Origin of the sequence: Streptomyces sp. NPDC000075, assembly GCF_040301925.1 — a bacterium.
Classification (GTDB): domain Bacteria; phylum Actinomycetota; class Actinomycetes; order Streptomycetales; family Streptomycetaceae; genus Streptomyces; species Streptomyces polychromogenes.
In genome coordinates this window covers 70,672-92,464 of sequence record NZ_JBEPFL010000035.1, presented here as the reverse complement: position 1 = coordinate 92,464, position 21,793 = coordinate 70,672, and the positions used below count along the sequence as shown (strand labels likewise).

The following is a 21,793-nucleotide window of genomic DNA, read 5'->3' as shown; positions in this document are numbered from 1 at the left end:
GGTCGCGGGGGCTCCCCGCCCCCCGGCCGGCCGGCGTGGTCCACCGCCGGGCGGCGGCCCCGCCGGGGGGTGCGCCCGTACGGCTGCCCGGTCCCCGGCGCTCCCCGGCCGCCGGGGCCGCCCGGGCCGCGGGCGCGGGAACGGGCCTCCCCCGGGCCCCGAATCGACCGACGTTCGACACGGCCATAAACCCCCTGTCCGTACACAACGGACATCGCCGCACCGCCTCGCCCTGGCCTCACGCATCCCTCCGCTGGAAGATCTACGCATGTCGCCAGAGACCCAGCAGTGGACCCCCACCCATGGCCGGCCCTACCGGCCCGTCGCCTACCGTCCCGCGCGCATGCCCGCGCCCGAATCCCTCGCGCGCGCGGCGGAGTTGCGGGCCCGGATGGACGAACGGCGCACCGTACGCCACTTCTCCCCCGACCCCGTCCCCGAGCAGGCCGTCCGCGACGCCATCGCCTGCGCCGCCACCGCCCCGTCGGGGGCGCACCAGCAGCCGTGGACCTTCGTCCTGGTCAAGGACCCCGCGATCCGCCGGCAGATCCGCGCCGCCGCCGAACAGGAGGAGCAGATCTCCTACGACGGCCGCCTCGGCGACGAATGGCTGGCGGCCCTGCGGCCCATCGGCACCGACGCCGTGAAGACCCACCTCACGGACGCCCCGGCCCTGATCGTGGTCTTCCAGCAGCGCTACTGGCTCGGCCCGGACGGCGAGAAGCGCAAGCACTACTACGTGGACGAGTCGGTCGGCATCGCGGTCGGCATGCTCCTGTCGGCCCTCCACCTCTCGGGCCTGGCCGCCCTCATCCACACCCCGAGCCCGATGCGCTTCCTGAGCCACGTCCTGGGCCGCCCGGAGAACGAGAAGGCCTTCGCGGTCATCCCGGTCGGCTACCCGTCGGAAGACTGCGAGGTCCCGGCCCTGATCCGCAAATCCCTGGACCAGGTCCTGGTGGAGGTCTGACCCGCACGCCCCCGCAACCGGGACCGCCCCCGCTCCGGACTTGGGGGTACCGGAGCGGGGGCGGGGTTCTGCTGGGGGCCGGGGTCAGCCCATGTGGGGGTAGCCGTACTCGGTCGGCGGGACCAGGGTCTCCTTGATGGAGCGGGTCGAGGTCCAGCGGAGCAGGTTGGACGCCGCGCCCGCCTTGTCGTTGGTGCCCGAGGCGCGGCCGCCACCGAAGGGCTGCTGGCCGACGACGGCGCCGGTCGACTTGTCGTTGATGTAGAAGTTGCCCGCCGCGAAGCGGAGCTTCTCCATCGTGTCGGCCGCCGCGTAGCGGTCCTGGGCGATGACGGAGCCGGTCAGGGCGTAGGCCGAGACGTTCTCCATCTGCGCGAGCATCTCGTCGTACTTGTCGTCCTCGTACACGTGGATCGCGAGGATCGGGCCGAAGTACTCGGTCGTGAAGACCTCGTTCTCCGGGTCGGTGCACTCGATGACGGTCGGGCGGACGAAGTAGCCCTCGGAGTCGTCGTACGTGCCGCCCGCGACGATCGTGCAGGTCGGGTCGGCCTTCGCACGGTCGATCGCGGCCTTGTTCTTCGCGAAGGAGCGCTCGTCGATGACCGCGCCGATGAAGTTCGACAGGTCGCGGACGTCACCCATGGTGATGCCGTCGACCTCGGCCGCGAACTGCTCCTTGAAGCCGTCGTTCCAGATCGAGGCCGGGACGTAGGCGCGCGAGGAGGCGGAGCACTTCTGGCCCTGGAACTCGAAGGAACCGCGGGTCAGGGCGGTCTTCAGGATCGCGCGGTCCGCGGACGGGTGCGCGACGACGAAGTCCTTGCCGCCCGTCTCGCCGACCAGGCGCGGGTACGAGCGGTACTTCTCGATGTTGTTGCCGACCGTCTTCCACAGGTACTGGAAGGTCTTGGTCGAGCCGGTGAAGTGGATGCCGGCCAGCTCGGGGTGGTTCAGCGCCACCTCGGAGACGGCGATGCCGTCGCCGGTCACCAGGTTGATGACGCCCTTGGGCAGGCCGGCCGCCTCCAGGAGCTCCATGAGGAGGACCGCGGAGTGGGTCTGCGTCGGGGACGGCTTCCAGACGACCACGTTGCCCATCAGGGCCGGGGCGGTCGGCAGGTTGCCGGCGATGGCCGTGAAGTTGAACGGGGTGATCGCGTAGACGAAGCCCTCGAGCGGACGGTGGTCGCTGCGGTTCCACACGCCGGCGGAGTTCGCGGCCGGCTGCTCGGCCAGGATCTGGCGGGCGAAGTGGACGTTGAAGCGCCAGAAGTCGACGAGCTCGCACGGGGTGTCGATCTCGGCCTGCTGCGCGGTCTTCGACTGGCCCAGCATCGTGGAGGCGGCCAGCTTCTCGCGCCACGGGCCGGCCAGCAGCTCGGCGGCGCGCAGGATGATCGCGGCGCGGTCGTCGAAGGACATCGCGCGCCAGGCCGGGGCGGCGGCCAGGGCGGCGTCGACGGCCTCCTGGGCGTCGGCCTGGGTGGCGTTCGCGTACGTGCCGATGACCGACTTGTGGTCGTGCGGCTGGACGACGTCGAAGCGCTCGCCGCCGCCCATCCGCTTGACGCCGTTGATCGTCATCGGGAGGTCGATCGGGTTCTCGGACAGCTGCTTGAGCTGGATCTCGAGGCGCGCGCGCTCCGCGCTGCCCGGGGCGTACGAGTGGACCGGCTCGTTGACCGGCGCGGGGACCTGGGTCACAGCATCCATGGGGCGATAACTCCTTGACCTGGTTCTTGGCTAGTTCTTGGTGATCATCGAGCGGAGGAAGAACAGCAGGTTGGCCGGCTTCTCCGCGAGGCGGCGCATGAAGTAGCCGTACCAGTCCGTGCCATAGGCCGTGTAGACCCGCATTCGATGACCCTCGGAGGCGAGCCGGAGGTGCTCCTCGCTGCGGATGCCGTAGAGCATCTGGAACTCGTACTCGTCCAGTTTGCGCCCGGCCTGCCGGGCGAGCTCCTGCGCGATGGAGATCAGGCGCGGGTCGTGCGACCCGATCATCGGGTAGCCGTCGCCCTCCATGAGGATCCGCATGATCCGGACGTACGCCTTGTCGATCTCGGCCTTGTCCTGGTACGCGACCTCGGCGGGCTCCTTGTAGGCGCCCTTCACGATCCGGACGCGGCTGCCGGCGGCGGCCAGGCGGCGGGCGTCGGCCTCGGTGCGGAAGAGGTAGGCCTGGATGACGCAGCCGGTCTGCGGGAAGTCCCGGCGCAGCTCCTCGTGGATGGCGAACATCGAGTCGAGGGTGGTGTGGTCCTCGGCGTCGAGCGTCACGGTGGTGCCGATGGCGGCGGCGGCCTCGACGACCGGGCGGACGTTGGCGAGGGCGAGCTCGTGGCCGCCCTCCAGCGCCTGGCCGAACATCGACAGCTTCACGGACATCTCGACCGACTCGCCCAGCTCCAGCTCCTTGAGGCGCTCGATGAGCTCCAGGTAGGCGTCCCGGGCGGCGTACGACTGCTCCACGGCGGTGATGTCCTCGCCGACGACGTCGAGGGTGACCTCAAGGCCCTTGCGGGTGAGCTCCTCGACGATCGGGATGACCTGGTCGACCGTCTCACCGGGGATGAAGCGGTTGACCACCGGCTTGGTCACGGGGGCGGCAGAGACGATTCGGCGCATCTTGTCGCTGCGCGAAGCGGCGAGGATCGCGGGACCCAGCACGGGGCACCTCCAACGGGTGGCAGAAGCGGGCATACGGGCGCCGCGAGGGTGTGCTGCGGCCGTAAGGAAAACGCAAGTAAAACCACCGTGAAACCTATGGATCTCCACGATCCTCTGCCATCGACAGCTGTCACGCATCCGTGTCCCGGATCTCATACATCTGTCTGAAGGGGCGGCGCGGGGGTGGGAGAATGTGCTCGTGAAGGGCGATTACCAGGACCTGGTGGACGAGATCTCGGCGCTGCTCGGCGCCCCGGCGACGCTGGAGAACCGGGACTTCCGCCTGATCGCCTTCGGTGCGCACGACAGCGAGGACGACCTCGCGATGGACCCCGTGCGCACGCGCTCGATCCTGACCCGGCAGTCCACGGCGGCCGTGCGGTCCTGGTTCGAGGGCTTCGGCATCGCCCGGGCGACCGGCCCGGTACGGATCCCGGCGGCGCCGGACGCGGGGGTCTTCCGGGGGCGGATCTGCCTGCCCGTGCGGTACCGGGGCATCGTCCAGGGCTACGTGTGGCTGCTCGACCGGGATCCGGGGCCGGGGCCGGAGGCCCTGGAGGCGGCCATGGAGGTGGCCCAGCGCATCGGGGTGCTGCTGGCCGAGGAGGCCAAGGCGGGCGCCGACCTCTCCCGGGAGTTCCTCGCGGTGCTCACCGCCGGACGGGGGTGGCAGCAGGACATGGCGGTGGCCTCGCTGCGGCTGGCCCTGGGGGCGGGGGCGGAGGGGCTGCACGCGGCGGTGTGCGTGGCCCCGTGGGCCGGGGAGGCGCCCTCGTCGGTGCCGGGGGCCGCGGCGGTGTGCGTCGTACCGGCCGGCACGGCGGACGGGGCGGGCCCGGCCCGCCTGGCGGTCCTCCTGCGCCTGCGCTCCCCCGACGCGCTGGCCCCGGCCCTGACGGCCCTGGGCCGTCTGCTGCCACGCGCGGCGACGGCCGGACAGCCGCCGACGAGCGGCGCGGGCGCCGGGGCCGCGCGGGCGCCGGGGGCGGCAGGGTCGGCGGCGAGCGGGCCGGCGGGGGGCGGCGGCACCACACGGACGCCGCCCTCAGCCGGGGCACAGGGTTCGGCCGGCGCCGCCGCGGCTCCGGGCACGGCCGGACCGGCGCGCGTCTCGGCCGCCGCCAGCCCGGCACGGGCCGGCCGGGTGACGGCGCAGGCCCCGGGCACCCCCGGGCCCACGGCGACGGCACGGTCCGCGCGTACGGCCGGCCCGGCGGGCACGCCCGGGGGCGCGGGGGCCGCGCGGGCCTCCTCCGGCGAGGCGGCCGCAGTGGCCGGGGCGGCGACGGGTGCCGGGAGCGGCGGGGCGTACGGGGTGACCGCCGGAGTGTCCGATCCGGTGCGCGGGCTCGGCGAGCTGCCCGCCGCCTGGGGGCAGGCCGTCGCCTCGGCGCGGGCGGCCGCCGCACAGCCGCGGCTCGGGCCGGTGGCGCAGTGGGCCGAGATCGGCCCGTACCGGATGCTGGCCGCCCTGGCCGCCGGGCCCGTGGACGATCCCGCGACCCGGGCCCTGCTGAGCCCGGCCCACCGGGAACTGGCCCGCACCGCCGAGGTGTTCCTCGACTGCGCGGGACAGGCCGGGCGCGCGGCGGCGGCCCTGGGCGTCCACCGCCAGACCCTGTACTACCGGCTGGGCCGGGTGGAGCAGCTGACCGGACTGGACCTGGACGCGGGCGAGGACCGGCTGCTCCTGCACATGGCCCTCAAGGCCGCCCGCCTGACCGGCTGACGGCTGACGACTGACCGCCCCCCACCAGCCGACCCGGCCGCCCCGGCCGGGACCGGCGGCCGGCTACCCCGCCGCCCGTTCCGCGTCCGAGAACCCCTGCGCCAGCCGCCGCAGCCCCTCCGCGAACTCCTCGCCCGACGGGGCGCTGGCGGGGTCGAAGAGCCACTGGATCATCAGGCCGTTGAGCAGTGCCTGGTAGACCGCCCCGAGGGTGCGCTCGTCGCGCTCGGTCAGCGCCTCCTCCGGGGTGCCGGTCATCATCGAGACCAGGCCCCGGCGCCCCTCCAGCTGCGAGGCCGCCAGCATGGACTTCAGCTCCGGCTTCTGGTCCCGGCTCAGCGCGACCTCCAGGCTGGCCGCCCAGACCGGGCCGGCCGTCTCGTGCTCGGCGACGACCCCGTCCCACAGCGCCCGCAGCCGTTCCAGGGAGCCCCCGGCCCCTTCGAGCCCGGCCTGCCGGCCCTCGCCCCACTCCTCGATCAGGGCGATGAACGCCTTGGTGAGCAGCGCGTCCTTGGAGCCGTAGTGGTAGCCGATGGACGCCAGGTTGGTCCCGGAGGCGCTGACGATGTCGCGCGCGGTGGTGCGCACGAACCCCTTCTCGGCCAGGCACTTCTTGGCGCCTTCGAGCAGATCTTCACGGTGTCCCATACCGACACGGTAGCAAGCCCCATACGGCCGTCCCATACGGATGTATGACCCGACGGCCCGCGCATACGGGGAAGGGCCCGGGGGTCGCCCCCGGGCCCTTCCCACAGCGTGCGCGACGGTCAGCCGAGGTTGACCGTACGGGCCGACACGGCGCCGATCTCCTCCGCGATGGCCGCGAGGACGTCCACCGGGACCTCCGCGTCGACGGTGAGGACGACGAGCGCCTCGCCGCCCTCCGAGGCACGGGCCACCTGCATGCCCGCGATGTTCAGGCCGGCCTCGCCGAGCAGCAGGCCGACCTTGCCGACCACGCCCGGGCGGTCGGTGTAGCGGAGCACGATCATGTGGTCGGCCAGGGCCAGGTCCACGTCGTACTCGCCGACGCCCACGATCTTCTGAAGGTTCTTCGGGCCCACGAGCGTGCCGGAGACCGACACCTCCTGGCCGTCCGACAGGGTGCCGCGGACGGTCACCACGTTGCGGTGGTCGGGGGACTCCGAGCTCGTCGTCAGGCGCACCTCGACACCGCGCTCCTGCGCGAACAGCGGGGCGTTGACGTAGGAGACCGTCTCGTCGACGACGTCCTCGAAGACGCCCTTGAGGGCGGAGAGTTCGAGCACCTTGACGTCGTGCTGGGTGATCTCGCCGCAGACCTCGACGTCGAGGCGGACCGCCACCTCGCCCGCGAGGGCGGTGAAGATGCGGCCCAGCTTCTCGGCGAGCGGCAGACCGGGGCGCACGTCCTCGGCGATGACACCGCCCTGGACGTTCACCGCGTCCGGTACGAGCTCACCGGCGAGGGCCAGGCGCACCGACTTGGCGACGGCGATACCGGCCTTCTCCTGGGCCTCGTCCGTGGACGCGCCGAGGTGCGGGGTGCAGACGACCTGGTCGAGCTCGAAGAGCGGGGAGTCCGTGCAGGGCTCCTTCGCGTACACGTCGAGGCCGGCGCCGGCGACGCGGCCCTCCTTGATGGCCGAGTACAGCGCGGCCTCGTCGACGATCCCGCCGCGGGCGGCGTTGACGATGCGGACGGACGGCTTGACCTTGTGCAGGGCCTCGTCCCCGATGAGACCGACGGTCTCCGGGGTCTTGGGCAGGTGCACGGTGATGAAGTCGGCGACCTCGAGCAGCTCGTCGAGCGTCAGCATCTTGACGCCCATCTGGGCGGCGCGCGCGGGCTGCACGTAGGGGTCGTAGGCGACGACCTTCATGCCGAAGGCCGACATGCGCTGGGCGACCAGGACGCCGATGCGGCCGAGGCCGACGACGCCGAGGGTCTTCTCGCTGAGCTCGACGCCCGTGTACTTGTTGCGCTTCCACTCGCCGTTCTTCAGCGCGGTGTTGGCCTGCGCGATGTTGCGGGCGGTGGCGACGAGCAGGCCGCAGGCGAGCTCGGCGGCGGTGACGATGTTGGAGGTCGGGGCGTTCACGACCATCACGCCGGCCTTGGTGGCGGCGGAGACGTCCACGTTGTCGAGGCCCACACCGGCGCGGGCGACGACCTTCAGCTTCTTGGCGGCCGCGATGGCCTCGGCGTCCACCTTGGTGGCGGAGCGGACGAGGATGGCGTCGACGTCGACGATCGCGGGCAGCAGCTCCGCCCGGTCCGCGCCGTTGACGTGCCGGATCTCGAAGTCCGGGCCGAGCGCGTCCACCGTGGCGGGCGACAGCTCTTCGGCGATGAGTACGACAGGTTTCGAGCTCACGTGGGTCCTCACAAGTCCAGTGCGGACGGCCGTCCCGACGGCCGCATGCGGTGGAGGGGGTAGCCGCGTGGAAGACGCACGACACTGTGGGCCTGACGCGTTGTGTTGAGCAGTGTAGTGGCGGTTCCGCCGCGGAATTCCGCCTGTACGGAAGGATCACCCGTCCGTGATTGGCCGGGGTGGACAATCCGCACGATCCGGGGTCTACATTCCGTCGATTTCCGGCCGGTCCTCGACGGAGGGGGCCGGCCGGGCGCGGATGCGCGGCGGGGCCGGGACGCGTGTCCCGGCCCCGCCGCGCACGAGATCAGCTCTCGTCGCTGTCGACCCAGCTCATCAGCTTGCGCAGCTTCTTGCCGGTGGTCTCGAGCAGGTGCTCCGAGTCGGCCTTCTTGTACTCGTTGTACTTCGGCAGACCGGCCTTGTACTCGGCCATCCACTCCTCGGCGAACTTGCCGCTCTGGATCTCCTCCAGGACCTTCTTCATCTCGGCCTTGGTGGCGTCGGTGATGACGCGGGGGCCGGTGATGTAGTCGCCCCACTCGGCGGTCTCGGAGACCGACCAGCGCATCTTCTCCAGGCCGCCCTCGTACATGAGGTCGACGATGAGCTTCAGCTCGTGCAGGCACTCGAAGTACGCGATCTCCGGCTGGTAGCCGGCCTCGGTCAGGGTCTCGAAACCGGCCTTGACCAGGGCGGAGGCGCCACCGCAGAGGACGGCCTGCTCACCGAACAGGTCGGTCTCGGTCTCCTCGGTGAAGGTGGTCTTGATGACGCCGGCGCGGGTGCCGCCGATGCCGGCCGCGTACGACAGGGCCAGGGCGAAGGCGTTGCCCGAGAAGTCCTGCTCGACGGCGGCGATACACGGAACGCCGCGGCCCTCCTCGTACTGGCGGCGGACCAGGTGGCCCGGGCCCTTGGGGGCGACCAGGGCGACGTCCACGTTGGCCGGGGGCTTGATGAAGCCGTAGCGGACGTTGAAGCCGTGGCCGAAGAAGAGCGCGTCGCCCTCCTGCAGGTGCTGCTTGATGGACTCCTCGTAGATCTCGGCCTGGAGCGGGTCCGGGGTCAGGATCATGATGACGTTCGCCCACTCGGCGGCTTCCGCCACGGGGAGGACCTTCAGGCCCTGCTCCTCGGCCTTGGCCTTCGACTTCGAGCCCTCCTTGAGGCCGACGACGACGTCGACGCCGGAGTCACGGAGCGACAGCGCGTGGGCGTGGCCCTGGCTGCCGTAACCGATGACCGCGACCTTGCGGCCCTGGATGATGGACAGGTCGGCGTCGTTCTCGTAGAACAGCTCGGCCACTGGGATATCTCCTTGGTGCGCTGATGTTGCACCCACCGTACGGCGGGGAACGGAATAAGAGTTTGTCGGTCTCGCCATGCGAACCGGGCGTGTCCCGCCCGGTCCAGGCGTGGCGTCAGGCGCGTGGGGCGCCCGTCAGGCGCTGCGCTCGAGGGAGCGCAGGCTGCGGTCCGTGATGGACCGGCCGCCGCGCCCTATGGCGATGGTGCCGGACTGCACCAGTTCCTTGATGCCGAAGGGCTCCAGCATCTTGAGCATGGCGCTGAGCTTGTCGCTGCCGCCGGTGGCCTCGATGGTGACGGCCTCCGGGGAGACGTCGACGGTCTTGGCGCGGAACAGCTGGACGATCTCGACGATCTGCGAGCGCGTCTCGTTGTCGGCGCGGACCTTCACCAGAACGAGTTCGCGTTCGATGGCGTTCGACGGCTCCAGCTCGACGATCTTGAGCACGTTGACCAGCTTGTTGAGCTGCTTGGTCACCTGCTCCAGCGGGAGGTCCTCCACGTTCACGACGATGGTGATGCGGGAGATGTCGGGGTGCTCGGTGACACCGACCGCGAGGGAGTCGATGTTGAAGCCGCGGCGGGAGAACAGGGCGGCGATCCGGGCGAGGATGCCGGGGGTGTTCTCGACCAGGACCGAGAGCGTGTGCTTGGACATGTGAGTCGTTCTCTCTCTCAGGCTCTCTCGGCTCAGTCGTCTTCGTTGTCGCCGAAGTCGGGGCGGACACCCCGGGCTGCCATGACCTCGTCGTTGGAGGTGCCGGCGGCGACCATCGGCCACACCATGGCGTCCTCGTGGACGATGAAGTCGATCACGACCGTGCGGTCGTTGATCGCGTTGGCCTCGGCGATGACCTTGTCCAGGTCCGCCGGGTCCTCGCAGCGCAGCGCGACGCAGCCCATGGCCTCGGACAGCTTGACGAAGTCCGGGACGCGGGTGCCCTGGCGGGGGGCGGCGGACTCGCCGAGCTGGGAGCCGACCGTGTCGTGGCCGGTCTCGTCGGCGTGCAGGACGGTGTTGGAGTAGCGCTGGTTGTAGAACAGCGTCTGCCACTGGCGGACCATGCCGAGGGCGCCGTTGTTGATGATGGCGACCTTGATCGGGATGTTGTTCAGGGCGCAGGTGGCCAGTTCCTGATTGGTCATCTGGAAGCAGCCGTCGCCGTCGATCGCCCAGACCGCGCGGTCCGGCATGCCGACCTTGGCGCCCATCGCGGCGGGGACCGCGTAGCCCATGGTTCCGGCGCCGCCGGAGTTCAGCCAGGTGCGGGGCTCCTCGTACTTGACGAAGTGGGAGGCCCACATCTGGTGCTGGCCGACGCCGGCGGTGAAGATCGTGCCCTGCGGCGCGAGCGCGCCGATCCGCTCGATGACCTGCTGCGGGGAGAGCGAGCCGTCCTCGGGCAGGTCGTAGCCCAGCGGGTAGGTCTCGCGCCAGCGGTTGAGGTCCTTCCACCAGGCGGTGTAGTCGCCCGTGTGGCCTTCGTTGTGCTCGGCCTGGACGGCCTGGACGAGGTCGGCGATGACCTCGCGGGCGTCGCCCACGATCGGGACGTCGACCTCGCGGTTCTTGCCGATCTCGGCCGGGTCGATGTCCGCGTGGATGACCTTGGCGAAGGGGGCGAAGCTGTCCAGCTTGCCGGTGACGCGGTCGTCGAAGCGGGTGCCGAGCGCGATCAGCAGGTCCGACTTCTGGAGCGCGGTGACACCGGTGACGGAGCCGTGCATGCCCGGCATGCCGACGTGCAGCGGGTGGCTGTCGGGGAAGGAGCCCAGGGCCATCAGGGTGGTACAGACCGGGACGCCGGTCAGCTCGGCGAGGACCTTGAGTTCGGCCGTGGCGCCGGACTTCATGACGCCGCCGCCGACGTACAGGACCGGGCGCTTGGCCTGGACGATGAGCTTGGCGGCCTCGCGGATCTGCTTGGCGTGCGGCTTGGTGACCGGCCGGTAGCCGGGCAGGTCCAGGGCGGGCGGCCAGGAGAAGGTGGTCTTGGCCTGGAGGGCGTCCTTGGCGATGTCGACCAGGACCGGGCCGGGGCGGCCGCTGGAGGCGATGTGGAAGGCCTCGGCGATGGTCTTCGCGATGTCCTCGGCCTTGGTGACCAGGAAGTTGTGCTTGGTGATCGGCATCGTGATGCCGACGATGTCCGCCTCCTGGAAGGCGTCGGTGCCGATCGCCTTGGAGGAGACCTGGCCGGTGATCGCGACCAGCGGGACGGAGTCCATGTGGGCGTCGGCGATCGGGGTGACGAGGTTGGTGGCGCCCGGGCCGGAGGTGGCCATGCACACGCCGACCTTGCCGGTGGCCTGGGCGTAACCGGTGGCGGCGTGGCCGGCCCCCTGCTCGTGGCGGACCAGGATGTGACGGACCTTCTTGCTGTCCATCATCGGGTCGTACGCCGGGAGGATGCAGCCCCCCGGGATGCCGAAGACGGTGTCGCACCCCACCTCTTCGAGAGAGCGGATGAGGGACTGCGCGCCCGTGACGTGCTCAACTGCGGTGGGCTGGTGCCCACCCGTACGGGGCCGCGGCTGCGGATGGTGGGCCCCGGAGGCCTGCTCGGTCATCGGCATTCTCTTCTCGAAGCTGAGGGTTTTACGAGGAGCGGGGGTGCCCCGGTTCTCGTCCGGGTGCGTGTGCCAGTGCAACAAAAAACCCCTCGTGCCAGGTGGCAAGCGAGGGGAGCGCGTCGGCGGTGTGGAGCGGGGACATGCAGGTCCCGGCTTCAGCCGACGCGCTTTCCAAGTACGAGAATTCGGGTGCGCATGGCATTGACCCTCCCTCCGGCGGGAGGTCGATGTCAAGCGGGTGGGACGGGCGTCTCATTATTTGAGCCTCTACGGATGACCATCGAGCCACCGGACGAGCCCCCGGCCAAGGCGGGCTGGACCGTACCGCCCGGTACTGGGAACGTACCTCTCACGAGCGCGCGGCGCAGCCTGTATTCGTCGAGCGGGCCGGAAAACGCCATTCCCTGGCCGTGGGTGCAGCCCATGGCGCGCAGCGCCGCCACCTGCTCGGGGAGGTCGACCCCGTCGGCCACGGACTGCATGCCCAGATCGTTTGCGATGCGCAACAATCCGGCGGTGATCTTGTGCAGGCGCGCGGACTCGACGACGCCCTCGACCAGGCCCCTGTCCAGCTTGAGCAGGTCCACGGGGAGGCGGCGGAGGGCGCTGATGGCCGCGTAGCCGCTGCCGAACCCGTCGAGGGCGATCCGTACGCCGAGCCGGTGCAGGGCCGTCAGACGGCGCTCCAGCTCGTCGAAGGGCACCCTGGGGTCGGAGGCGGCCAGTTCCAGGACGAGGCCTCCGGAGGGCAGCCCGTGCCGGCCGAGCAGGGCCTCCACGGAGCCGCCGGGCACCGAGCGGTCGAGGAGCCGCTGGGCGGTCATCCGTACGACCACTGGTACGTCGTGCCCCGCGAGATGGCGCTCGGCGGCCTCGGCCACCGCCTCTTCGAGGAGCCATCGGCTCAGCTCGGCGGCGCGGGAGGGGTCCGGTACGCCGCCCGGCCCGCCCTCGCTGTGTTCGGCCACCCGGAGGAACTCCGCCGGGGTGAACAGGATCCCCTGGGCGGAGCGCCAGCGGGCCTGCGCCGCCACCGCGGCGACCTCGCCGTCGGCCAGGCAGACCACGGGCTGGTGCAGCAGGGCGAACTCGCCCTCGTGCAGCGCGGTGCGCAGCTTCCCGGCCAGTTCGGCCTTGCGGACGACCTCGGCCTGCATCTGCGGGGCGTACAGCTCGACGCGGTCCTTGCCGGCCGCCTTCGCCCGGTACATGGCGAGGTCGGCGTTGCGCATCAGGTCCGAAGGGGTGATGCCGGGGTCGGCGAAGGCCACGCCGATGCTGGCGGCGACCCGGACTTCGCTGCCGGCGATGCGGTAGGGCTGGGAGAGGGTGGCGCGCAGCCGGTCGGCGATCTCGTGGACCTGGTACTCGCGGGCGCTGCGGTCCCGGCTGCCGTCGCCGAGGATGAGCGCCGCGAACTCGTCGCCGCCGAGGCGGGCGGCGGTGTCCCCGGCCCGGACGGCGTCCTGGAGGCGGCGGGCGGCCTCGATCAGCAGTTCGTCGCCCGCCTGGTGGCCGATGGTGTCGTTGACGGCCTTGAAGCCGTCGAGGTCGATGAAGAGCACGGCGGTGCTGTGGTCTCCGGCGCGGCGGCCGGTGAGGGCCTGGCGGACGCGGCGGGTGAACAGGGCCCGGTTGGGCAGGTCGGTGAGCGGGTCGTGCTCGGCGCTGTGCTGGAGCTGGGCCTGGAGACGGACCCGCTCGGTGACGTCCCGGCTGTTGAGGATGAGTCCGCCCTGGTGCCGGTTGACGGTGGACTCCACGTTGAGCCATTCCCCGCCGCCCGATTTGAACCGGCATTCGATGCGGGTGGTGGGTTCCTCGGCGGGCGGCGTGGCCAGGAAGCGGCGCACCTCGTGGACCACGCGGCCGAGGTCCTCGGGGTGGATGAGGGCGGCGAGTTCGGTGCCGACCAGCTCCTCCGCCTCGCGGCCGTAGACGCCCGCGGCGGCGGGGCTGACGTAGCGCAGGGTCCCGGTGGGTGCGGCGATCATGATGACGTCGCTGGAACCCTGGACCAGGGAGCGGAAGTGGTTCTCCTTCTGGGCCAGTTCCTGGGTCAGCGCGATGTTGTCGAGGAGCATGATGCCCTGCCGGACGACGAGGGCGAGCACGACGCTGCAGCCCATGAAGATCACCACCCGGTTGAGCTTCCCGCCGTCCGGCACGTTGTAGAGGAGCCCGATCGTGCAGACCGCGGCCGCCAGGTAGGGCGCCAGGGCGGGCAGGGAGCCGGTGATGGGCCGGCTGTGGGGCCGGCCGGCGCGCGGGGGCGCGGGCCGCGGGACGGGGTCCGGGCGGCGGGCGCTCCAGGGGGCGTAGGCGAACAGCAGGGAGCCCGCGAACCAGCCGGCGTCGAGGATGTCGCCCGAGCGGTAGGTGGTGCTGAGCAGCGGCGAGGTGAACAGCGCGTCGCACAGGACGGTCAGGGCGAGGGCCGCGATGGCCCCGTTGATGGCCGAGCGGTTGGCGGCCGAGCGCCGGAAGTGCAGGACCAGGACCATCGAGACCAGCGCGATGTCGAGGAGCGGGTAGGCGAGGGAGAGCGCGGTGCGCGGGACGCTGACCTCGGCCCCGGACTGCGCCGGGCGCGCGTGGCCGGCGAGGGCCAGGCTCCAGGCGAAGGTCAGCAGGGAGCCGGCGATGAGCCAGGAGTCGAGCGCGAGGCAGACCCAGCCGGCCCGGGTGACGGGGCGCTTGGCGAGGACGAGCAGGCCGACGATGGCGGACGGGGCGAAGCAGAGGAAGGCGAAGTCCGCGAGGGAGGGGAAGGGCAGTTTCTGGTGGAGGATCACCTCGTACCAGCCCCAGACGCCGTTCCCCAGGGCCCCCATGAGCGAGGAGAACGCGAACATCAGCCAGGTGGGGCGTTCGCGCCGGTCGACCGTGCGGGCGTAGTGGTAGCAGGAGAGGGCGGCCAGTAATCCCGCGGAACTGAGGCCGAAGTCGCCCATGATGAGGGCGACTTCCTTCGAGCCCCAGCCGAGGGCGGCGCCGACGGCGTATCCGCCGCAGACCACCGCGAGGAGGAGTTGCCCTCCCAGCCCCCTGCGCCCGCCGCCGGTGACCGGTGGCCGGGTCAGGAGCGCCGCCCCCGGGGCGCTCACCGGAGCCCCTCGCCGGCTGGTCCCGGCGCGGCCCCGGCGCGGCGGCGCCGCCTCCGGCGGCCCTGCCGCATCGGATCCTTCGTCCATTGGCCGTGCATCGCCCGTCGCCCCCCAAAGTGTCCGTTCACCCCAGCGCCAGACGTACGTGGCGCAGCCCCTTGTTCCGGACGATACACCACTTTCGTCACTCAGTGACATAGCTTCTCTACTCTCCGTCACCACGGGGAGGCGTGTGGCAACTGCTCGCATACATATGGACGCGGAGAGTGCGCGTGGTGGTTCAGTCCGTGATCAGAACGGTGTTCTCGACGGCCTCTCCGGCGGCGAACCGGGCCAGCTGACGGGCGACGAGACGCTTCGCCCGGGGCTCGAACGCCGAGCTGCTGCCTCCCACGTGAGGCGTGATCAGGACGTTCGGGGCGTGCCACAGCGGGTGGCCCGGGGGCAGCGGCTCCGGGTCGGTGACGTCGAGGGCGGCGCGCAGCCGTCCGGACTCCAGTTCGGCCAGCAGGGCCTTCGTGTCGGCCACGGGGCCGCGCGAGACGTTCACCAGCAGGGCCCCGTCCTTCATCCGGCCGAGGAAGGAGGCCCCGGCCAGGCCCCGGGTGTCCTCGGTGAGCGGGGTGGAGAGGATGACCACGTCCGCGTCCGGGAGGAGAGTGTGCAGGTCGCCGAGGGCGTGCACCGGCCCGTGCGGGGCGGTGCGGGCCGAACGGGCGACGCGGGTGATCCGGCCGCACTCGAAGGGCAGGAGCCGGTCCTCGACGGCCGCGCCGATGGCCCCGTAGCCGACGATCAGCACGGACTTGTCGGCGAGGGCCTCGTAGAAGCCGCCGCGCCATTCCTCGCGGTCCTGGCCGCGCACCATGCCGGGGATGCCGCGCAGGGAGGCGAGGGTGAGGGTCAGGGCGAGCTCGGCGGTGCTGGCCTCGTGGACGCCGCGCGCGTTGCACAGCCGGACGCCGGGGCGCAGGTGGCCCAGGCCGGGCAGGACGTGGTCGATGCCGGCGGTGAGGGTCTGCACGACGCGCAGGGCGGGCATGGCCGGGAGCGGACGCAGGGTCACGGCCTGGGACTTCATGTACGGGGTGACGTAGAAGACGCAGTCGGCGGGGTCGGCCGGGAACTCGTCCTCACCGTCCCACCGTCGGTAGCGGAAGGAGTCGGGGAGGCCGTCGATCTCCCCGGGCGGGAAGGGGAGCCAGACGTCCGCGGTCGTTGCAGTCATGATCCCGAGGCTATGCGAAGCGCACGTGATCAAGCCGTTAGTTTGAGGGCCGGACCGGGACAGGGCCGGGAGGGGGGACGCAGGGGTGGAGCGCAGGTCGATCGGGTCGGGACCGCTGACGGTGGGGGCCATCGGGCTCGGCTGCATGCCGATGAGCTGGGCCTACGCGCCCTCGCGCCGTCGGGGCGAGGAGTCGCTGCGCACCCTGCACACGGCCCTGGACCTCGGGGCGAACCTGCTGGACACGGCCGATCTCTACGGGCCGTTCACCAATGAGCTGGCGGTCGGGCGGGTGCTGCGCGAGCGGCGGGCCGAGGCCTTCGTGTCGGCCAAGGTGGGGCTGCGGGCCGGCGAGGGGCACGTGGTGGCGGACGGGCGGCCGGAGTACGTGCGGCGGGCGTGCGACGCCTCGCTGCGGCGGCTGCGGACCGACGTCATAGACCTGTACCAGCTGCACCGGGTGGACCCCGAGGTCCCGGTGGAGGAGACCTGGGGGGCCATGGCGGAGCTGGTGCAGGCGGGGAAGGTGCGGGCGCTGGGGTTCTGCGCGCTGGGCGCGGGGGCCGGGCCGGGTGCGGGGCGGCGCGGGGACCGGGGGTACCGGTCGACGCTGCGGCACCTGGAGCGGGTGCAGCAGGTGTTCCCGGTGACGGCGGTGCAGGCGGAGCTGTCGGTGTGGTCGCCGGAGGCGGCGTGGCAGCTGCTGCCGTGGTGTGCGGCGCGGGGGGTGGGGATGCTGGCGGCGATGCCGCTGGGCAGCGGGTTCCTGACGGGGACGCTGACGCCGGGGCAGGGGTTCGAGGAGGCGGACGTACGGGCCCGCCATCCGCGGTTCACGGCGCACGCGATGGCCTCGAACCAGGTGCTGGTGGCGGAGCTGCGGCGGGTGGCCCGCAGGCACGGGCCGGAGGTGACGGCGGCGCAGGTGGCGCTGGCGTGGGTGCTGGCGCAGGGGCCGCACGTGGTGCCGGTGCCGGGGGCGGACCGGGCGCACTGGGCGGCGGAGAACGCGCGGGCGGCGGAGGTGCGGCTGACGGCCGGGGAGCTGGCGGGGTTCGCGGCGCTGCCGGCGGCGGTGGGGGCCTGGGACTGACCTTCCCGGGACGACCGCGACAACCACTCGATCGGGTGTACGAGTGGTGGAACCCGGGCACCCGCCGGATCTGTTGAGTCTTGTGAAGGGCAGGACCGGAGGATCGGCCGGAGGGGAGCGGGACGATGCGGTACGAGGTGTGGGGCGGGCTTTTCGGGGCGGGGCGTGCCGGAGCGGGTGTGCGCGGAGCCGGGGGCGCGCGGCGGCGGGTGCTGGCGGGGGTTGCCCTGGCGGGGTGCGGGGCGCTGCTGGCGGCGGGATGCTCACCGCCGGGCGGGGCTCCGCCCGGCGCCGGGGGCTCCTCGCCCGGGGCTCCGCCGTCGGCCTCGGCGGGCGGCACGGCGGGGGTGGCGGCCTCGGCGCCGCCGGCCAAGGGCTCCGTGACGGTCACGGGCGAGGTGGCGAAGGGGCTGGACTCCCCGTGGGGGGTGGCCCCGCTGCCCGGCGGGGACCTGCTCGTCGCCTCGCGGGACAAGGGCACGGTCAGCAGGGTCCGGACGGACACGGGCGAGGTGACGCCGATCGGCCGGGTGCCCGGGGTGGCGCCCGGCGGGGAGGGCGGACTGCTGGGGCTCGCGCTGTCCCCGCACTTCGCCTCCGACCGGCTGGTGTACGCGTACTTCACCACGGAGTCCGACAACCGCGTCGCCCGGATGCGCTACGACGAGCAGAGACCGCCCGGGCAGCAGCTGGGCGCGCCGGACACGGTGCTGAGGGGCATCCCCAAGGGGCTCATCCACAACGGCGGGCGGATCGCCTTCGGGCCGGACGGGATGCTCTACGCCGGGACGGGCGAGACCGGGAACACGGCGCTGGCGCAGGACCGGAAGTCGCTGGGCGGCAAGATCCTGCGGATGACCCCCGACGGGAAGCCGGTCCACGGGAATCCCGAGCCGGACTCGGTCGTCTACTCCTGGGGGCACCGCAATGTGCAGGGGCTCGCCTGGGACGCGGACAAGCGGCTGTGGGCCTCCGAGTTCGGGCAGCACACCTGGGACGAGCTGAACCTCATCGTGCCGGGCGGCGATTACGGCTGGCCGGCGGTGGAGGGGAAGGGGGGCAAGGCGGGTTTCCGGGATCCGGTGGCCGTCTGGAAGACGGACGAGGCCTCGCCGAGCGGGATCGCCTGGGCGGAGGGGTCGATCTGGATGGCCTCGCTGAAGGGCGAGCGGCTGTGGCGGATCCCCCTGAAGGGGGCTGCGGAGGCCGCGGAGCCGGAGGCCTTCCTGACCGGGCAGTACGGCCGGCTGCGGACGGTGGTGCCGCTCGGCGGGGACAGATTGCTGCTGGTCACGAGCGAGACGGACGGGCGCGGGTCGCCCCAGGCGGGCGACGACAGGATCCTGGGTCTGACGGTGCGGTGACCGACGGAGCCCCGGTGGGGGGCGGAAGGCACGGTGAGCACGGTGTTCAACATGATCGAGGAGTTGTTCAACCCGGGCCGGCGGCACACGGACGAGGAGAAGAAGCGCCTCGAACTGTCCCGGACCGACGTCGGCGACGGCGATCCGGGACGGGGGCCGATAGACCTCGACTCCGGCTCGGTGCTCATACGCCCGGCCGCGAGCCGGCCGCCGCAAGCGGACGGCTCGGCGGCCGGGGCGGATGCGGCGGCCGGGGCGGATGCGGCGGCCGGGGCGGATGCGGCGGATGCGGCGGACGCTGACGAGGAGGCGGAGCGGACTCCTTAGGGCTGCGGAGTCAGGGGGGTGAACAGGCGCAGCCGGTGGGCGAGCGCGGCGGCCTCCCCCCGGCTCGCGACGCCCAGCTTGGCCAGGATGTTCGAGACGTGCACGCTGGCCGTCTTGGGGGAGATGAACAGTTCCTCCGCGATCCGGCGGTTGGTGCTGCCCGTCGCGACCAGGCGCAGGACGTCCCGTTCGCGGCTGGTGAGTCCCAGGGCCTCGATCGGGTCGGCGTCCGGGGCCGGTGCGGCCGGGGTCTCGTCGGGGGTCAGCGGGATGCGGGCGCGCTGGGCGAGCAGGGCCAGGTCCTCGCGGAGCCGCCGGGAGCCCAGCCGGTCGGCGGTGGCGTGGGCGTCGCGGAGCAGGCCGGCCGCCGTCTCACGGTCTCCGCCGGAGCCGAGGAGCGCCTCGGCGAGCCGGTGGCGGGCGCGGGCCAGCAGGAAGGGGCGCTCCAGGGGGCTGACGGCGGCTTCGACGGCCGTCCAGTCGGCGACGGTGTCGCGGCCCTCGGCGCGCAGCAGCTCGGCCCTGAGGTACTCGGCGTGGGCGCTCCACAGGGGTGCGGGGGTGGCCAGGGAGCGGGCGGCGGTGCGCAGGGCCTCCAGGGCGGCGGCGCGGCCCTCGTCGGTGCCGGGCAGGCCCCGGGCGTCGGCTTCGGCGGTGGCGGAGGCCAGCAGGAGGGGCCAGGCGTAGCGGTGCTGGCCGAGTGGGAAGCCGTAGGCGATGGCCTGGGCCGTCTCGGTGCGGACGTCGGCGAGGCGGCCCTCGCCCTCGGCCACGCCGACGGCCAGCCGGAAGAGCGGGATCCGGTGCTGGGGCTGGCTGTCGTGGGTGCCGAAGTGGGCGTGGGCGGCGGCGAGCTGGGCGGTGGCCTCGGCGAGTTCGCCCCGGGCCAGCGCCAGGTAGGCCAGGCGTGCGGAGGCGGAGCCGCGCGGGGCGGCGCCGTGGCCGACGTGCAGGGTGCGCCGGGCGGCTTCGGCGGCCTCGTCCCAGCGGCCGAGGCTGTACAGGCTCTCGGCCATGTTCCCGCGGACCCAGGCCTCGGTGTCCAGGAGCCGGGCGCCGCGGACGAGTTCGACCCCTTGTTCGGCCAGTTCCACGGCTTCGCGGGAGCGGCCCATCGATTCGAGCTGGGAGGTGATGTTGATATGGGCGCGGCCCGCTACGACGGTGTGTCCGAGTTCGGTGGCGCGGTCCTTGACCGTGTGGAGTTCGGCGAGGCCGGTGTCCGTGTCGCCGGAGTCCATGAGCAGGCAGCCGTAGGTGATCCGGGCGTTGAGCTCGGTCTCCTCGGCGCCGATCATGCGGGCGTATTCGACGGCGCGTTCGGCGGCTTCGAGGTTGCCGGGGCCGGGGTTGTGGAGCATGCCCCAGCCCGCGACCCGGACGAGGACGTCGGCGTGCACCTGGGACGGGGGCAGCCCCTTGACCAGTTCCTGGGCGGTGGCGATCTCCTGCCAGCCGTCGCCCCGGCCGAGGTTGGCGATGAGCCGGGAGCGCTCGGTCCAGAACCAGGCGGCGCGCAGCGGGTCGCCTCCGTCCTCGTCGAGGATGCGCAGGGCCAGTTTGGTGAGCTTCAGGGCCCGTTCGCGCTCGCCGCCGTAGCGGGCGGCGACGGTGGCCTCGGCCAGGAGGTCGATGCGCTGGAGGGGGGTGGTGGCCGGGTCGCAGCCGCAGGGCGGGTAGACCTCGGTGTAGTCGGCGGGGCGCAGTGCGTCCCGTACCTCGTCGGGGACGCTCTCCCACAGGTCCATGGCGCGTTCGAGGAGGCCGAGCTGCTCGGAGTAGGCGTGCCGGCGGCGGGCGGTGACGGAGGCGGCGAGGATGGCGGGCAGGGCCTTGGCGGGGTCGTTGGCGGCGTACCAGTAGTTGGCGAGCCGGATGACCCGCTCCTCGGCGCGTATGAGGGTCTCGTCGGCCTCCACGGCCTCGGCGTAGCGCCGGTTGACGCGGGCGCGTTCGCCGGGGAGCAGGTCGTCGCTGACGGCTTCGCGGACCAGGGAGTGGCGGAAGCGGTAGCCGTCGCCGTCGGGGGTGGCGAGGAGGATGTTGGCGCCGACGGCGGCGCGCAGGGCCTCGATCAGCTCGTCCTCGCCGAGCCGGGAGACGGCGAGCAGCAGGGGGTACTCGACGGTGGATCCGCCCTCGGCGACGATGCGGACGACGCGCTGGGCGGCGTCGGGCAGGACCTCGACGCGGACGAGGAGGAGGTCGCGCAGGGATTCGGTGAGTCCGGTGCGGCAGCCGCTCTCGTGGGAGGCGACGAGTTCCTCGACGAAGAAGGCGTTGCCGTCGGAGCGGTCGAAGACGGAGTCGACGAAGGCCTCGTCGGGCCGCGAGGCGAGGATCCCGGCGAGCTGGCGGCGCACTTCGCCCCGGTTGAAGCGGGGCAGTTCGATGCGCTGGACGGTGCGGAGCCGGTCGAGTTCGGCGAGCAGGGGGCGCAGCGGGTGGCGGCGGTGGATGTCGTCGGCCCGGTAGGTGGCGACGAGGACGAGCCGGCCCCGGCCGAGGCTGCGGAAGAGGTAGGCGAGCAGGTGGCGGGTGGAGGTGTCCGCCCAGTGCAGGTCCTCCAGGACGAGGACGACGGTGCGGTCGGCGGCGAGGCGTTCCAGCATCCGGGCCGTCAGTTCGAAGAGGCGGGCGGTGCTCTCCTCGTCGTGGGGGCCGCGGGGGGTCTCGCCGAGTTCGGGGAGGATGCGGGCGAGTTCGTCCTCCTGGCCGGCGGCAGCGGCGGCGAGTTCGACGGGCAGCAGGCGGAGCAGGGTGCGCAGGGCCGTCGAGAAGGGGGCGAAGGGAAGGCCCTCAGCCCCGATCTCCACACAGCCTCCGACGGCCACCACGGCTCCGCGGCGGGCGGCCTCGCCGAGGAACTCCTCGGTCAGCCGGGTCTTGCCGACTCCGGCCTCACCTCCGATGAGGAGGGCCTGCGGCTCCTGGTCCGCCGCGCGGGCCAGGGCGTCTACGAGTACGGCCAGTTCGTCGGCTCGGCCGACGAACACCGGGCTGACGGATCTGGTTTCCACGCCGCCGAGCATCGCACACGGGTCCGGTCGGGCGGCA

General features: G+C 72.5%; 15 protein-coding genes. 5 read left to right on the top strand and 10 right to left on the bottom strand.

Going from position 1 to position 21,793, the window contains the following annotated elements; translation table 11 throughout:
* Positions 1 to 268 precede the first annotated feature (268 nt).
* Positions 269 to 970 carry a nitroreductase family protein gene (locus ABT403_RS31415; protein ID WP_344165672.1) on the top strand — a complete coding sequence of 234 codons (702 nt, stop codon included), beginning with the start codon at positions 269 to 271 and terminating at the stop codon, positions 968 to 970.
* Positions 971 to 1,054: 84 nt separating this feature from the next.
* Here the strand turns inward: ABT403_RS31415 and pruA are convergent, their stop codons facing one another.
* On the bottom strand, positions 1,055 to 2,686 hold the full coding sequence (gene pruA, locus ABT403_RS31410) for an L-glutamate gamma-semialdehyde dehydrogenase (RefSeq protein ID WP_344165669.1): 1,632 nt from the start codon (positions 2,684 to 2,686) through the stop codon (positions 1,055 to 1,057).
* A 30-nt stretch (positions 2,687 to 2,716) separates the two neighbouring features.
* Positions 2,717 to 3,643: a proline dehydrogenase family protein gene (locus ABT403_RS31405; RefSeq protein ID WP_344165666.1), complete on the bottom strand. Its 927-nt coding sequence runs from the start codon at positions 3,641 to 3,643 to the stop codon at positions 2,717 to 2,719.
* A gap of 199 nt (positions 3,644 to 3,842) precedes the next feature.
* On the opposite strand from ABT403_RS31405, the gene ABT403_RS31400 reads away from it, so the two are divergent.
* On the top strand, positions 3,843 to 5,372 hold the full coding sequence (locus tag ABT403_RS31400; RefSeq protein ID WP_344165663.1) for a PucR family transcriptional regulator: 1,530 nt from the start codon (positions 3,843 to 3,845) through the stop codon (positions 5,370 to 5,372).
* A gap of 63 nt (positions 5,373 to 5,435) precedes the next feature.
* Here ABT403_RS31400 and ABT403_RS31395 read toward each other — a convergent pair whose 3' ends face one another.
* The 7 genes from ABT403_RS31395 to ABT403_RS31365 all read right to left on the bottom strand — a co-directional run bounded on the left by ABT403_RS31395 (position 5,436) and on the right by ABT403_RS31365 (position 15,952).
* On the bottom strand, positions 5,436 to 6,023 hold the full coding sequence (locus tag ABT403_RS31395; RefSeq protein WP_344165660.1) for a TetR/AcrR family transcriptional regulator: 588 nt from the start codon (positions 6,021 to 6,023) through the stop codon (positions 5,436 to 5,438).
* Between the two features lie 119 nt (positions 6,024 to 6,142).
* Entirely contained in the window at positions 6,143 to 7,732 is a 1,590-nt protein-coding gene (gene serA / locus ABT403_RS31390; RefSeq protein WP_344165657.1) for a phosphoglycerate dehydrogenase, read from the bottom strand.
* Between the two features lie 307 nt (positions 7,733 to 8,039).
* Positions 8,040 to 9,041 (bottom strand): ketol-acid reductoisomerase, encoded by a 1,002-nt coding sequence (gene ilvC / locus ABT403_RS31385; RefSeq protein WP_344165654.1) that lies wholly within the window; start codon positions 9,039 to 9,041, stop codon positions 8,040 to 8,042.
* 135 nt (positions 9,042 to 9,176) lie between these two features.
* On the bottom strand, positions 9,177 to 9,701 hold the full coding sequence (ilvN, locus tag ABT403_RS31380) for an acetolactate synthase small subunit (protein ID WP_042816067.1): 525 nt from the start codon (positions 9,699 to 9,701) through the stop codon (positions 9,177 to 9,179).
* Between the two features lie 32 nt (positions 9,702 to 9,733).
* Positions 9,734 to 11,620, bottom strand: a complete 1,887-nt coding sequence (locus ABT403_RS31375; RefSeq protein WP_344165649.1) for an acetolactate synthase large subunit — start codon at positions 11,618 to 11,620, stop codon at positions 9,734 to 9,736.
* Between the two features lie 227 nt (positions 11,621 to 11,847).
* Positions 11,848 to 14,724, bottom strand: coding sequence for a putative bifunctional diguanylate cyclase/phosphodiesterase (locus ABT403_RS31370; RefSeq protein ID WP_344165645.1), 2,877 nt, complete (start codon positions 14,722 to 14,724; stop codon positions 11,848 to 11,850).
* A 280-nt stretch (positions 14,725 to 15,004) separates the two neighbouring features.
* Positions 15,005 to 15,952, bottom strand: a complete 948-nt coding sequence (locus tag ABT403_RS31365; RefSeq protein WP_344165642.1) for a 2-hydroxyacid dehydrogenase — start codon at positions 15,950 to 15,952, stop codon at positions 15,005 to 15,007.
* Positions 15,953 to 16,037: 85 nt separating this feature from the next.
* Between ABT403_RS31365 and ABT403_RS31360 the strand changes: the two genes are divergently transcribed.
* From ABT403_RS31360 to ABT403_RS31350, 3 genes are all read left to right on the top strand, one after another.
* Positions 16,038 to 17,045, top strand: a complete 1,008-nt coding sequence (locus ABT403_RS31360) for an aldo/keto reductase (RefSeq protein ID WP_344165639.1) — start codon at positions 16,038 to 16,040, stop codon at positions 17,043 to 17,045.
* Between the two features lie 125 nt (positions 17,046 to 17,170).
* Positions 17,171 to 18,409, top strand: coding sequence for a PQQ-dependent sugar dehydrogenase (locus tag ABT403_RS31355; protein ID WP_344165636.1), 1,239 nt, complete (start codon positions 17,171 to 17,173; stop codon positions 18,407 to 18,409).
* A 33-nt stretch (positions 18,410 to 18,442) separates the two neighbouring features.
* Positions 18,443 to 18,736, top strand: a complete 294-nt coding sequence (locus ABT403_RS31350; protein WP_344165633.1) for a DUF6191 domain-containing protein — start codon at positions 18,443 to 18,445, stop codon at positions 18,734 to 18,736.
* Here ABT403_RS31350 and ABT403_RS31345 read toward each other — a convergent pair.
* Positions 18,733 to 21,768, bottom strand: a complete 3,036-nt coding sequence (locus tag ABT403_RS31345; protein WP_344165630.1) for a helix-turn-helix transcriptional regulator — start codon at positions 21,766 to 21,768, stop codon at positions 18,733 to 18,735. The two genes, ABT403_RS31350 and ABT403_RS31345, sit on opposite strands and share 4 nt — an antisense overlap.
* Between the last annotated feature and the right edge of the window lie 25 nt (positions 21,769 to 21,793).

What these genes read in the sequence shown, in the direction of transcription:
- ABT403_RS31355 (WP_344165636.1), top strand. Translation starts at nt 17,171, where the DNA reads ATGCGGTACGAGGTGTGGGGCGGGCTTTTCGGGGCGGGGCGTGCCGGA.
- ABT403_RS31395 (WP_344165660.1), bottom strand. Translation starts at nt 6,023, where the DNA reads ATGGGACACCGTGAAGATCTGCTCGAAGGCGCCAAGAAGTGCCTGGCC.
- ABT403_RS31345 (WP_344165630.1), bottom strand. Translation starts at nt 21,768, where the DNA reads ATGCTCGGCGGCGTGGAAACCAGATCCGTCAGCCCGGTGTTCGTCGGC.
- ilvN (WP_042816067.1), bottom strand. Translation starts at nt 9,701, where the DNA reads ATGTCCAAGCACACGCTCTCGGTCCTGGTCGAGAACACCCCCGGCATC.
- ABT403_RS31365 (WP_344165642.1), bottom strand. Translation starts at nt 15,952, where the DNA reads ATGACTGCAACGACCGCGGACGTCTGGCTCCCCTTCCCGCCCGGGGAG.
- ABT403_RS31415 (WP_344165672.1), top strand. Translation starts at nt 269, where the DNA reads ATGTCGCCAGAGACCCAGCAGTGGACCCCCACCCATGGCCGGCCCTAC.
- ABT403_RS31375 (WP_344165649.1), bottom strand. Translation starts at nt 11,620, where the DNA reads ATGCCGATGACCGAGCAGGCCTCCGGGGCCCACCATCCGCAGCCGCGG.
- pruA (WP_344165669.1), bottom strand. Translation starts at nt 2,686, where the DNA reads ATGGATGCTGTGACCCAGGTCCCCGCGCCGGTCAACGAGCCGGTCCAC.